This window comes from Flavobacterium sp. WG21 (assembly GCF_000335775.1).
Taxonomy (GTDB): domain Bacteria; phylum Bacteroidota; class Bacteroidia; order Flavobacteriales; family Flavobacteriaceae; genus Flavobacterium; species Flavobacterium tructae.
Genome location: NZ_AMYW01000010.1, coordinates 1 through 14138, shown reverse-complemented (window position 1 = coordinate 14138; position 14138 = coordinate 1). Strand labels below are relative to the sequence as shown.

Genomic DNA, 14138 nt, shown 5'->3' with positions numbered 1-14138 from the left:
TTTATTCGTTTAGAGCGCGATAAATAAATAACTGATTGTTGGTAATTACTTTTTCGTTGTCTTTTAAGCCTTTTGAAATGTAGGTTACATCACCAACGACTCTGTATACGTCTACTTGTCTGGTCTCAATGTTGTTGCGGTCTTTGAAAATCATGACAAAGTTTTTACTCTTATCAAAAACAATTGCTTTACTGGGTACGGCTATCATAGAATCACCTTCATTGTAAGATAGTTTGATATTGGCATTCATATCAGGTTTTAACATGTACCCGGGATTCTCCAATTTTATACGTGCCTGCATGGCTTTAGTTTCGGGATCAATTACATTAAAGATTTTATCTACTTTTCCTTTGAAAACTTTATCAGGATAACTTAGCGTGGTAACATCAGCATCGATACCCAGTTTTACTTTATTGATATCAATTTCGTTGATGTTGGCTAACGCCCAAACTTCACTGATTTCGGCAATATCAAAGATGTTTTCGGAGCGGTCATTTCGCAATAACATGTCCTGATTAATGCTTTTTTGAATGATAAAGCCACTAATTGGGGCCGTTACTTCGTAAATAGACCCCGCTTTGATATTGTAAATTTTATAGGTTTCCTGAACTTTACTCAATTGCGATTGCGCTTTATTTACTTCTGATTTCGCCTGAAGTACATCACTTTCAGAGTTTAATTTTCCGTCAAATAATTCCTGAGCTACTTTCAGATGATTTTTGGCAACCAACAAATCATTTTTGGCATCAATGGATTGTTTTTCAAAATCAGCAATATCAGTACTTTTTATAGTGGCCAAAACCTGACCTTTACGGACATAATCTCCTAGTTCTACATTTACTTTGATTACGTTTCCGCCAACGAGAGGATAAACATCAATCATTTTGTTATTATCAGCCGTAATTTTTCCGTAAAAGCTCAATACATTTTTTACCGGTTGTGTTTTTGCTTCTGCTGTGGTAGTCGTTTTTAGCATCGATTCGCTTAAAGCAAAAGAAGTATTAGTGCTTGGGTTTTCAACTTCTTTTTTGCAGCTTAGGACTGATAAACTTACGAGAACAATTCCTATTAGTAGTTTATATTTCATTTTATTTAATTTTAGAATAAGTCTTTGTTGATGGTACTATTTAGTTCTTCACCCGAAAGGATAACTTTTTTCTTGAGTTCATTTACCTGAACAGAAGCCTGATTGTAACTTTCCATAAAATCGGTAAATTCTAATAAACTGATATTTCGTTTCTGGAAATTGGTTAAGATTCCTTTATAAACCGCTTCGAAATCTGAATTAACAGTAGGTTTTATGATCACATAGTTTTTACGGGATTCTTCCCATTTGTTCCATGCAGTTGTAATTTCGGTTTGCAGTTGAAGGTCAAAATTTTGCTTTTCAATTTTTGATTGCTCGAGAATTGTTTTTGCGTACTTAATATTTCCTTTGTTTTTGTTCCAAAGAGGTAGCGGAATTCCTAGTGTCAGATTGGCTTCTCTGTTAAAGGCACCACTGCGCTGATCGTAAGTGGCACCAACGGTGATATCAGGAACAGAAAGGGCTTTTTGCCATTTTACATTGATTTCATTGGCTTCGATATCTTTTTGTTTGGCTAAATAGTCCGGGCGATTTGCGATGGCTTCATCTTGAAATGTTTTAAGATCAAAAGGGATGGTTTTGGTATACTTATTAAATTCTTCCTTAGTAACTTCCGGAACAACATTTTCGGTAGAGTTTAGTAATAGTTTTAAGTTGCCCTGTTCTTCGATATTTTCATTGACAACCTCCATACGCTCATTTTTGAAGTTTAAGTAAAGCGATTGCAGGCGAACAAGATCTCGTAAAGGAATATTACCTTTTTCGACCTGTATAGAGTAGGAGCTTATCAAATCTTCGATATGCGCTAGCTGGTTGTCAGTAGTTTCGAGACTTTTTTTGTTGTAGTACACAGTGTAAAAGCTCTTTCTCAACTGAAGTTTTAAAGTTCGCAGTAAATCATTGAACTGTAACTCGGCCAATTGTTCATTGGTTTGCGCCAGTTTTATTTCATTGCGCTTTTTTCCGCCTAAATAAATTAATTGCTCGATGCCAAATGCTTTTTGCCCTTGTTTGCCAATATCAAAATATTGATTTCTTTCGGGGTTGTAAGCATTGAGTTGCGCCGTTAGTGATGGATTATCCCAAATTCGGGCCTGAATGGTTAATGCTTTTGACGCATCAATATTATATTGTGATGCCAACAAAAAGAGGTTGTTTTTAAGGAATTGGCTTTCACAGTCCTGAAGGCTGACCGTTTTTTGAGCCAAAACTACCGGACCGATAAGTACAAGTAGGAATGCACAGAGTTTTCTCATTGTATCAAATTTAATTTATACAAATATGCTATCACGGGACTTTAAGAGACCTTAAAATCTACCTTAAAAATAACTTAAAATAAATTACAAATGAAAAAATAACTGAAATAAATTCGTGTTAATATCTGGAACACTGTAGATTATAGATGCATTGTGAAGTGTGAGAATGCGATGAACAATCCTTAATCCAAGACCAAAGCCAGTAGTGCCTTTCGAGTTTTTACCACGCATAAAAGGCTGAAAAAGATTTTTTTGTTCTTCTTCGTTTAAGGTTTGTCCTGTGTTTGAAATGGAGATGACTAAGTGATCATCCTGCGTACTTATAATTACTTTGGCTTGTTTATTATCTGAATAAACACAGGCATTTTTCAGGATATTGCTTATGGCAATTTCCAATAAGTTCTTATTACCATTTATTTCTAAAGCAGTGTCCAGATTGTTGCTTTCTTCTATTTCAAATAAAATTAGGAACTCCGGATAACTTTTGTTTAGATTTTCAATAGCCGAGAACAAAATTTCATCCATACGATGAACTTCTTTGTTTTCGTTTTTCTTATTGTCAATTTTAGAAAGGACTAATAGCGAGTTAATTAATTCAGTCAATTGATTGATGTCTGACAATATCGTTTTTAGAAAGTTTTTTCCTTTGTCAGATGTTGCTGGATCTGCAATTGTATTTTCAATCTGTGAGGTAATTCTGGATAGGGGAGTTCTCAACTCATGTGAGGCATTGGCCGTAAATTCTTTTTGTTTTTGATAGGAAACTTCAATTCGATCCATCATGAAATTAAATTCATTGGCGATCAGATCAATTTCATTTTTGTTGTTTTTTGAAGCAACACGAGTATCGAGATTATTCTCGTTGATATTCTTTATTTTTTGGTGAAAAACATTCAACGGGCTCATGGCTTTTTTAACCATAAAAGAGGTTAGAACCCAACAGATACAGGTAAAAAAGATATAGGAAATAATAAGTGTATACCTCAGGAAAAGTAATTTTCGTTTACCATAATCGTCGGTGGCAGATATCAGAGCATAAAAATCCCTGTCTTTTGTATCATAAAAAACACCATATACTTCGTAATCACCCTGCTGTTTAAAGAATGTTTTATGTTTTCTAAGGTATTTCAGATCTTCAATTGACCAATTAATCTTGGCATCGTCAATACTACTGTAGATGAGTTTGAAGTTAGAATCAAAGACCAGTGTTTTCTCATCATACAGTTGGTTAATAGAGTTTTGATCAATAACTTTTAAAAGCTGATCGTCGACTTCTTTAACGTTAACGAGAAGTTTAATGTTTGAAAGAGCTTTAATTTCCAATCGATCACGAAATTCCTCTTTTCTAAAATTAGAGTATAAAACAAATATCAATGTAGAAGCCAATCCGAAAAGGATTGTAAATAATAAACTTACTAAAAGTGATATTCGGTTTTTTAAAGTCATTCCTGATCGCTTAAATAATATCCGTAACCCACTTTGGTACGAATAAGTTTAACAGTATGGTCCTTGTCGATTTTCTTTCTTAAAAAATTAATATAAACTTCAATAGTATTCTGATTGGTTTCGATGTGATAATCCCAAAGTTTTTCAGCAATAAATTGTTTCGATAAGACTTTACCTTTGGCATGGGCCAGGATTAAAATGAGTTTGAATTCTTTAGGAGTAAGTTTGATTTCTTCGTTTGATCGAAATACTTTCATATCGCTTTCCAGGATTTCCAGATCTGCAATCGTTATTTTAGTTTCTACCTGTTGTGGAATTTCTTTTCGACGTAGTAGAGAAGTGCTTCTGGCATACAGTTCCTTAAAATGAAAGGGTTTAACCAGATAATCGTCGGCTCCATTATCAAAAGAAGCCAGTTTATCCTCAATTTCACTAAAAGCAGTGAGCATAATAATCGGAGTTTTTTTATCGACTTCCCGAATACCTTTACACACTTCAATTCCATTACTTCCGGGAACATTAATATCCAGAATAATTAAATCATATTCATAGGGAAAATACTTCTTCAGCAGTAATGAACCATCATAATAAGAAAAACACTCGAATCCATTTGAAGTAAAGAATGCAGAGATTTCTTTCGATAAGGTAAAATCGTCTTCGAGCAGGAGTATTTTCATAGTGTTCTGTTTGCGTTATGAGATGTGAGATGTGAGTTGTGGGCAATGTGTTAAGGGGGATTAGTCCATTTCTTTTTACATTTTACAACTCACATCTTACTTTATTTTTTTTATTAACCAAGGAACTAGGTACTTAGAGCTAATTATTAAGAACTAATCACCACTTAGTTAAAATAAGAAAAAGTTTCGTTGTTCTCAATTTTCAGTAAGGATTCATAAATCAATTGAATCACATTTTCAACGTCCTCTCTTTGTACCATTTCTACGGTAGTATGCATATAACGCAGAGGCAAGGAAATTAATGCCGAAGCTACACCACCATTACTGTAAGCAAAAGCATCAGTATCTGTTCCGGTAGCGCGCGATGTTGCATGACGCTGAAACGGAATTTTTTTCTCTTCGGCAGTATCTACAATAAGATCACGCAGTTTATTTTGTACAGCCGGGGCATAAGCAATAACCGGTCCTTTCCCCATTTTTAGATCTCCTTCTACTTTTTTATCAATCATAGGAGTGGTAGTATCATGACAAACATCAGTTACAATAGCCACATTAGGTTTAATAGTCTGAGCAATCATTTCAGCTCCGCGTAGACCAATCTCTTCCTGAACAGAATTTACGATGTACAAACCAAACGGTAGTGTTTTATTATTTTCTTTTAATAAACGAGCTACTTCGGCAATCATAAAGCCACCCATTCTGTTGTCGATCGCGCGGCATACAAATTTATTTTCGTTCAAAATCATAAATTCATCCGGATAGGTAATCACACATCCTACGTGAACACCCAATGCCTCAACCTGCTCTTTGGTTTCACAACCTAAATCGATAAAGATATTACTGATTTTTGGTGTTTCTTCCTTATCGCGTAAACGGGTATGAATGGCTGGCCATCCGAAAACACCTTTTACAATTCCTTTTTTAGTATGAATGTGCACTCTTTTTGAAGGTGCAATCAGATGATCGGAACCACCATTTCTGATTACGTATAATAAACCGTCATCGGTGATATAATTAACATACCATGAAATTTCATCGGCATGACCTTCAATAACTACCTTGAATGGAGCATCGGGATTAATAACTCCCACAGCCGTTCCGTAAGTATCCGTAATAAAAGTGTCTACGTAAGGTTTTAGATAATTCATCCAAAGTTTTTGCCCTTCGCTTTCGTAGCCCGTAGGGGAGGCATTATTGAGATAGCTTTCCAGGAAAGCAATTGAGGTATCATTTAAGATTGATTTTGTGCTCATAAAAATATTTTTTTGCTAATTTATAAATTTGGTATCAGAGTTGTATATAAATATATAATTTTACATTTAAATTATGACTCGATGAGATTTACTGCCCCTATTTTATTTTTTATATTGATTTCGTTAACAAGTCAGGCTCAGGTGAAACCGAAAGAGAATGAGCAAATGGGTTACATATTAACGGAACAGGATTCTATTTTGAATGACACGATTGAACTGCCCGAAATTATTATTTCGAAAGAAAAGCTAGATCCCGAAGCACAAAAACAATTTGCGATTCTTCAAAACCGTGTTTACAAAGTATACCCGTATGCAAGACTTGCAGCTGATCGATTAACAGCGTTGAATAACGGAATGGCGCGCTTGAAAACCAACCGAGAAAAGAAAAAATACTTTAAGATTGTAGAAGATTATCTCAATAACGAATTTGAAGCTAGACTTAAAAAACTTTCCCGTAAACAAGGACAGATTTTAGTCAAGCTTGTTCACAGGCAGACTGGAATAACGACCTACGAATTAATCAAAACCTTAAAAAGTGGTTTTAAAGCTTTTGTGTCCAATACAACGGCAAGTCTATTTGACATTAGTCTGAAAATGGAATACAAGCCATTTGAATCCAATGAGGATTATTTAATTGAAACGATTCTGGTCAGGGCATTTGATTCCGGAAAACTCGTGAATCAAAAAGCAGCAAATCCTGTAAATTATGATGATTTGATGAATCATTGGGAAACAAAAGCAAAAGAGACTAAAGTCGAAAAATAGCACTATTTTATTTAAAGCATAATTGATAAAGACCTACAGATAATTCTGTAGGTTTTTTTATTGTTTTAAGTTTTGGATTACAAGGTTAACTTAGGTTTAAGAGAATATACTTACTTATTTTTGCGAACTGAGATTTCTCTCTGACAGCCCGTAAAATCAGTGTTTTTTGTTATATATTTTGTAGTTAAACGATGATTACTTTGTTTTTTTAACAAATTAACTGGGAATATAATTTGTTAATTATAGTTTAATTTGTAGGTTTACGATCTTAACAACCACTAAGTTAACCAAAAACCAATTTATTTATGAGATTAAAACTACTTACACTATTGGTGTTATTAGTGGCCATTCCCATTTGGTCGCAGAAGACATCAGAAAGTGATTTTGTAATTTCTTTAAATGGAAACAAAATCACAACTACTTCAAATTTTAAACAGCAGTTTAAAGACAAAAAAAGTACAGCTAAGCAGAGCCTGAAAACAGAGTATACTTTGCTGCAGTTTACAAAAATTCCTTCTGTAGAAGAACAACAAAAGTTGAAAACACAAGGAATAACTTTACTTAGTTATTTATCGAATAACGCTTATTATGTAGAAATTGCTCCTGAGTTTTATAACAAAAGCAGTGTTTCTGATAACATAAGAGCAGTGATTGCAGTCGATCCGAAATATAAATTGGATCCTATGATTGTGGATAACGCTATCCCGGATTATGCTGCAGCAGGTGGTAACGGAATTAAAGTTGTTGTGAGCTATTTTAAAGGCGTTGATCGCAAGCGTGTTGAGCAGGATTTAGCAGGCTTGTTTTTGAAAAACACTAATAACGATACAACGTTTAATGAAATTTATATCCAAGCCTCCAAAGAAAAGTTAGAAGAGGTAGCAAAATTCAATTGGGTACAAAACATTGACTTGGTTGCTCCACCGGTAGAAAGTGATAATAAGCCGGGTGTAACTTCGCATAAAGCAAATGTTTTGGGATCTACTATTCCTGGTCTTGGTTATGGATTAACTGGTAAAGGAGTGAAAATTGGTGTGTGGGATGGTAACCTTGAACCTCACAAAGATCACACTGGCAGAGTTATCAATAGAGAATACGAATCAAATTCTTCACATGGAGATCACGTTTCAGGTACTATTGGCGGTGCCGGTTTATTGGATCCTAAGGCAAGAGGTATGGCTCCGGAAGTACAAATGTACGGTTGGAATTTTAATACTCAGTCTAACGGTTTAAGCGTTCAGCAAGAAAGAGTGAAAGCCGCGAATGAAGATGGTATTGAATTAACATCAAATTCGTATGGAGTAAATTTAACTTCAGGTTATAATACCAGAAGATACGATACCGGAGATCGTGGTGACGATAATGTTACCGTCTTATTTCCTTATCTTTTGAATATTTATTCGAATGGAAATGCACAAACAGCATACCCTAGCGGATTTAACACATCAACAAAAAATTCAAAAAATGCACTGCATGTAGCGGCAAATAATCCTGATGATTTAATCAGTTCTTATAGTAGTTTTGGGCCAACTATCGATGGACGTTTGGTTCCTCAAATTGCTGCTGTAGGTACAAATGTGTATTCATTAGATTATAGCAATTCATATCAGATCATGAGTGGTACTTCTATGGCTACTCCTGGAACTACAGGTACAGTTGCTTTATTGTATGAAAGATACAAGAATATTTACGGTACAAAACCATTAGCATCTTTAATGAAGGCCTTAGTGACAGGAACTTCTAAAGACGTTGGAAATCCTGGTCCTGACTATAAATATGGTTTCGGAAATTTAAATGGTCTTAGAGCTGTTAGAGCTTTAGATAATAAAACGTTTTATTCTAACACAGTATCTAACGGTCAAAGCTATGAGAAAGAAATTGTTGTACCGGCAGGATTAGTGACTTTAAAAGTGTTACTTGCTTACACAGATTTGCAGGGTACACCAGGAGCCTCTTCTGTTTTGGTAAACGATTTGGATGTGAAAATTGTAAAAGACGGTGTAACCACTTTGCCTTGGGTTTTAAATGCTACAACACCAAATGCTAATGCGGTTCGCGGAGTGGACAATTTAAATAATATTGAACAAATCACTTTGGATAATCCTGCTGCAGGAACGTATAAAATTATCGTTAGCGGTACTAGAGTGCCTATTGGTGCACAAGAGTTTTCTGTAGTGTATGATTTAGTAGCTCCTGAATTAGTTTTAACTTATCCTATCGGAGGAGAGAAATTTAATACAGATACTACAGAGTACATTCGTTGGGACTATGAAGGAGAAGCAAAACCTTTTACAATCGAATATTCTGTTGATGGAGGGATTAACTATCAGGTCATAGCGAAAGATGTTCCTTCTGCTGCGAGAAATTTTGCATGGAAAGTTCCTGCAGGAATTGTGGCTAATGCAAAAGTAAGAGTAATTGCAGGTTCAAAAGTAGACACTTCAAGAGAGGTGTTTAATATTATTACAGAGCCTAAAAATTTAGTGATAGCGCCATCAGCATGTGGTGTTTCATCTTATAAAATGGATTGGGATCCAATTCCGGGAGCAAAGTATGAAGTGCTAAAAATGAATGGATACAACTTTGATGTTGTTGCAACAGTAACTGATCCGACTTATACTTTTGCAGTATCAGTTGGAGAAGATAACTGGTTTTCAGTAAGATCCATTGATATCGCAACAGGAATTGTTTCTGAAAGAGTAAGGGCAGTAAACGTTGAGCCGGTTTCTAAAGCTGTGGTAAGTGCTGCGACTCTTCCTTTCACAGAGAACTTTAATTCCAGAAAAGCTGCAAATTATGTCTTTTCAAAAGGAACAACTGGTGTAGTAAAGTATGAGTATATTAATGCAGATTTTGTAGACGGAGCAAAAATGGCCGGATCAGGTGATGTATCAGCTTCTCCTTGGGCAGCAAGCACATCGGCAAATGCTTTTGCTAACAACTCTAATTTTGTTAAGAAAGTTTCATTTTGTGATATCGACGCTACAAGTTTGACAGGTAAAACAATTGGACTTAAATTTAATTTAATCTGGACTACAGTTGGTGCTTCACCACTACCAAACAAAAACTTCTTTAGACTTGTTGTAAACGGAACTCCAGTGAATAGTTACGAAAATATAGGTGTTTACGGTGGAACAGCTACGTCAGGTAATACAGAGTTATTATACGATTTATCGGCTTATGCGGGAACTATCTTTAGTGTAGCTTTTGAATCGGTTATGGATAACGATGTGCAAGTAATAGCGAATGATAACGTTTACAATTCTGTTTTTATTGATAATGTTTCTATTTTTGAGGCAACTGCGACGGATGTTGAATTAACTTCATTAACTCCAAATGCAGGAATTACAGCCAGTGAAACTGTAAAAGTAAAAGTATTCAATCACTCTCCTGTAGCGGTAAGCAATGTACCCGTTTCTTATAAAATTGATAGTGGAGCAGAAGTGATTGAAACTATTCCGGGACCAATTAATCCTTTTACTGAAGTATCTTATGATTTTGTACAAAAAGCAGATTTTTCAACACCAAAACTTTATAAAGTAGTTGGAAATGTAAATTATACAGGTGATACAGTTATAGATAATAATACGTTAGTGGGAAGTGTTCGTAATACAGGAACTGATGTTTTAATGGGCGGAGCTGCTCCGGCATCTACTTGTGCAGCGACATTTACAGATAGTGGTTCGCGTTATGCAAATTATGGAGATAATCTTACGCAAACTATTACTTTTAAACCTGCAACAGCTGGAAATAGTATTAAGGTAACTTTTTCTGCCTTTAATGTGGAGCAGGACTATGACTACTTATATGTGTACAACGGAACAACTACATCTGCTCCTTTATTAGGTACCTTTACAGGAAATACTTTACCTCCTTCATTAACGTCAACAGCTGCAGGAGGGGAGTTGACTTTTAGATTTACTTCAGACAGTAATACAAATGAATTAGGATGGATTGCTGATATAGAATGTGTAGTGAAACCAACAGTAACAGATGTATCTGTAGTTTCAATTACTACACCTGAAGTTTTAGGTAAAAAGACTAATGCACACAATGTGACTATTAGAGTTAGTAATTTAGGAACGACTGCTTTGACCAATCATCCGGTATTTTATCAGGTAAACGGAGGAGCAAAAGTTACAGAAACTGTTCCGACTATAGGAGCTAATGCTACTGTAAATTTCACTTTTGCAACTAAAGCAGATCTATCAGTTGTAGATGCTACTTATACTATCAAAGCGGGAGCTGATTTGCCGGACGCAAATGCGGCTAACGATGCAGTCGAAAAAGTAGTGTACAATAAAAACGAATTACCGGTTCACACCAATACAAATGGATATGCTATTTCGCGCTTCAAATGGAATGATGTGGTTAATAATTCTGGAACTACAGCGTATTCAGATTTTAAAAACATAAAAATTCCGGTTTATGCTGGCTTTACTTATCAGCCAGAAGCAACAATTACAAAAACCGAAACACCAATAACCAGAGACTTATCAGCAACTGCAACGGGAGTTTTCACAATGGTTGTCATTGACTTGAATGGAGATGGTAATCTGACAGATGAATTTTATGCAGGGAATTTTTGGGTAAACACTACTCCAACTTCTGCGGCACCTGCTATACCATCAACAACAAGTACACATTATTTTAGACATAATTCGACATTGGCAGGAGGATTTACTATTCCGGCTAACACGACTTCGGGAGAAAAATTAATGCGCGTATTGCATATGTTCCGTTCACCTTCAGAATATTTCAATGTGAATCTTGGGCCAACTTTTGATGGATTAACAAGTTCAAGAAGTGATTTTGAAGTAGAGGAGTACACTATTAACGTATTACCTTTTACAGCTGCCGATGCTAGTATTGATGCAATTTCAGCACCAATTAAGCCGGGTAATGCTCCTGTGACAGTTTCAGCTGTAATTCGTAATTATTCAACAGTAGCTATTAATAATTTCCCGGTTGCTTACAAGATTAATGGAGGAGCTGAAGTAGTTCAAAATCAGACAACTTCAATTCCGGCAGGAGGAACAGCTCCTATTGTATTTACAACTAAAGCAGATTTAGGAGCGCCTGGTGATTATACAATTCAGGTTTATACCAAACTGACTGGGGATACCGATCCTTTAAATGATTCTAAATCAATAAGTCTTTCGCATGCTGCAAATCATCCTGTAAATGTGACTGGAACTTTTGATGGAATAAATGACTTTATCAAAACAGACGCTGCACCGGCATTAAATCTTACTAATAATTATACTTATGAGCTTTGGGTAAATCAAAAACAACCTACAACTTTTGCAAGACTTTTAGATAAGAGCACTGCGTTAGCGTTTATTCATACTAATAACAGTTTGAGTTTATATAAGGAAAATAGTTTAGTGATCTCTATTACTACTGCTGCAGGATCATACGTAATTAATACAGGAGTAAATACCATTAAACAAAATACATGGCACCACATCGCTTATACGGTAAGTGCTGCTAACGTGTACACAGTTTATATTGATGGAGTTTCAGTTCCTTATACCAGTACAGGTACTGCTGGGGCAGCAAGCACAAATGCTAGTGCACCTGCTTATATTGGTAATAATGCAGGATTAGCTCGTGGTTTAAATGGTAATATTGATGAAGTTCGTATTTGGGCAGGAGTTCGTAATCAGGCAACAATTGCTGCAAATTCAACGACGAAATACGTTGGAAACGAACCAGGATTATTAGCGTATTACAGTTTTTCAGAAGGCGACAAACCGTTCGTTTTTGATAGTACAATAAGTGATAACACTGCTGTTGTAACCAATGCTGATACTAATGGTTTAGGAGATGGTAAATTCTGGAATGTACCAGTTCTATTGCAAAAAATAGATTTTGTAAATCAATTATCTACAAGTTATGATGTACCTACCAAAACGTTTACTGTAATATTAAACAATGGGTCAGATGTTACAAATGCAATTGCCAACTATACATTAGGAATGAAAAGTATTGCAAAAATTGGAGGTGTGACACAAGTGAACGGAGTGACACCAAACGATTTTACCAATCCAATTACTTTAACAGTAGAAGGTGTTGGCTTTAATACCGGAATTACCGAAACTTATACTGTGAAAGTAGTTACTGGTTTAAGTAATGAAAGTAAATTACTTTCTTATGATTTTAAAACAGTTTCGAATCCAGGTTTACCACAGGAAATTTACACAGATATTGTTGGAAATAATGCTACTAAAACAGTACCGTTCGGTTACAATGTTTCAAGCCTAGTTGCAGATTTTACAGTTTCGCCAGGCGCTGAGCTTTATGTTGACGGTGTAAAACAGCTTAATTCTAAAGTAACTGCTTCAGATTACCGTAATAGTTTCTTAGTAACAGTTGTTTCAGAGAATAAGCAATCTCAAACTAACTATACGGTAGATATTAATGCAAAAAATACTAAAGCAGGTATCTTGTCTTATTCAGTAGCTAATCAGGTAGGAACAAGTGTTATTGATCCTGTAGCTAAAACGGTAAAAGTTCAGGTAAATAATAATGCTAATTTAAGCGCTTTAGTACCTAATGTTCAGGTTTCTGATTTCGCTACATTGCGTATCGGTACTTATATTCAGACTAGCGGAGTGACAACACTTAATTATACTGGACCAGTATCTTATAATGTATTGGCACAAAGCGGAAATATTGAGTATTGGACGTTGACAATTGAATCGGCTAAACCTACAATTACACTTTTAGGTAATGCAGTCATTTCAATTGATAAAGGTTGTGTGTACACAGATCCAGGTTATACAGCTGCAGATAATACAAATGCTGATATTACTTCTTCGGTTATCGTTTCAGGTACTGTTGATGTAAATACTCCGGGACAATATGTAATAACATATACGGTAAAAGATGCATTACAAAATCAAGCTACAGTAACACGTACAGTAAATGTATCAAGTACAACATGTACATTGGGATTACCAACTAATGCTATTGAAGGTTTTGTATTATATCCAAATCCGGTTACCGAAGGTAAGGTTCACATACAATCAGCTTCAAGTAGTCCTAAAAACATTGTGATATCTGATATGACAGGAAAGAAAATACTTTCTGTTCAAACAGAAAAAACAGAATTGAATGTTTTAGGCTTGCCAAGCGGTGTATATCTAATAAGAGTAGAACAGGATGGAAATACATCTATAGAAAAATTAATCATTAGATAATTTCATAGACTAGTTCTAGGTAATTAGCAATTTACAACCCGACAGGTTTTTAAAACCTGTCGGGTTTGTTTTTTACTACCTATATATAAGGAGTGCTTCTGTCCAGCTGAGCGAAAATGCAAGAAAGTAGTTTCTGTCCGGCTGAGCGAAGTCGAAGCTTGGAATTTGAGATTCTATACTATATATAAGAGTAGTTTTTTTGTCCAGCTGAGCGAAGTCGAAGCTTTATCCCGCTATCCGCTGCAATCTTTTGCTTTTTAAAGGAAAAATCAAAAGGATTTCCACTACTATCGGGGCTAGGGTATGGGTTTTCAAAGGAAATAAGACAAGAAAAACAAAAACTTCGCGCCTTTGCGTCTTTGCGAGATTAAAAAGAAACCAGTAAAAACGGGGCTTTGTATCTAATAGTTTCATTTGAATAAAGAAAAACCTTTCAAACCTGAAAAAAG

The 14138-nt window shown here is 35.3% G+C and carries 8 protein-coding genes; 2 read left to right on the top strand and 6 right to left on the bottom strand.

The annotated features are described in order from the left end of the window. Position 1: 1 nt before the first annotated feature. The 5 genes from C245_RS0109625 to C245_RS0109605 all read right to left on the bottom strand — a co-directional run bounded on the left by C245_RS0109625 (position 2) and on the right by C245_RS0109605 (position 5719). The gene (locus C245_RS0109625) at positions 2 to 1087 is read right to left on the bottom strand and encodes an efflux RND transporter periplasmic adaptor subunit (protein WP_017496383.1); all 1086 of its coding nucleotides are present in this window, start codon (positions 1085 to 1087) and stop codon (positions 2 to 4) included. Positions 1088 to 1098: 11 nt separating this feature from the next. After that, positions 1099 to 2343: a TolC family protein gene (locus C245_RS0109620; protein WP_017496382.1), complete on the bottom strand. Its 1245-nt coding sequence runs from the start codon at positions 2341 to 2343 to the stop codon at positions 1099 to 1101. 84 nt (positions 2344 to 2427) lie between these two features. Next, positions 2428 to 3789, bottom strand: a complete 1362-nt coding sequence (locus tag C245_RS0109615; protein ID WP_017496381.1) for a HAMP domain-containing sensor histidine kinase — start codon at positions 3787 to 3789, stop codon at positions 2428 to 2430. Continuing rightward, positions 3786 to 4466: a response regulator transcription factor gene (locus C245_RS0109610; protein WP_017496380.1), complete on the bottom strand. Its 681-nt coding sequence runs from the start codon at positions 4464 to 4466 to the stop codon at positions 3786 to 3788. The genes C245_RS0109615 and C245_RS0109610 overlap by 4 nt, the downstream gene beginning before the upstream one ends. A gap of 164 nt (positions 4467 to 4630) precedes the next feature. Next, positions 4631 to 5719: a M42 family metallopeptidase gene (locus C245_RS0109605; protein WP_017496379.1), complete on the bottom strand. Its 1089-nt coding sequence runs from the start codon at positions 5717 to 5719 to the stop codon at positions 4631 to 4633. Between the two features lie 81 nt (positions 5720 to 5800). Here C245_RS0109605 and C245_RS0109600 point away from each other — a divergent pair, with 81 nt between their 5' ends. Both C245_RS0109600 and C245_RS0109595 read left to right on the top strand, forming a co-directional pair. Then, entirely contained in the window at positions 5801 to 6484 is a 684-nt protein-coding gene (locus C245_RS0109600) for a DUF4294 domain-containing protein (protein WP_017496378.1), read from the top strand. 305 nt (positions 6485 to 6789) lie between these two features. Further along, positions 6790 to 13689, top strand: a complete 6900-nt coding sequence (locus C245_RS0109595) for a S8 family serine peptidase (protein WP_017496377.1) — start codon at positions 6790 to 6792, stop codon at positions 13687 to 13689. A gap of 225 nt (positions 13690 to 13914) precedes the next feature. Here C245_RS0109595 and C245_RS24565 read toward each other — a convergent pair. Continuing rightward, positions 13915 to 14138: hypothetical protein (locus C245_RS24565; protein WP_035746471.1), on the bottom strand; the 224-nt coding region annotated here is incomplete at its 5' end.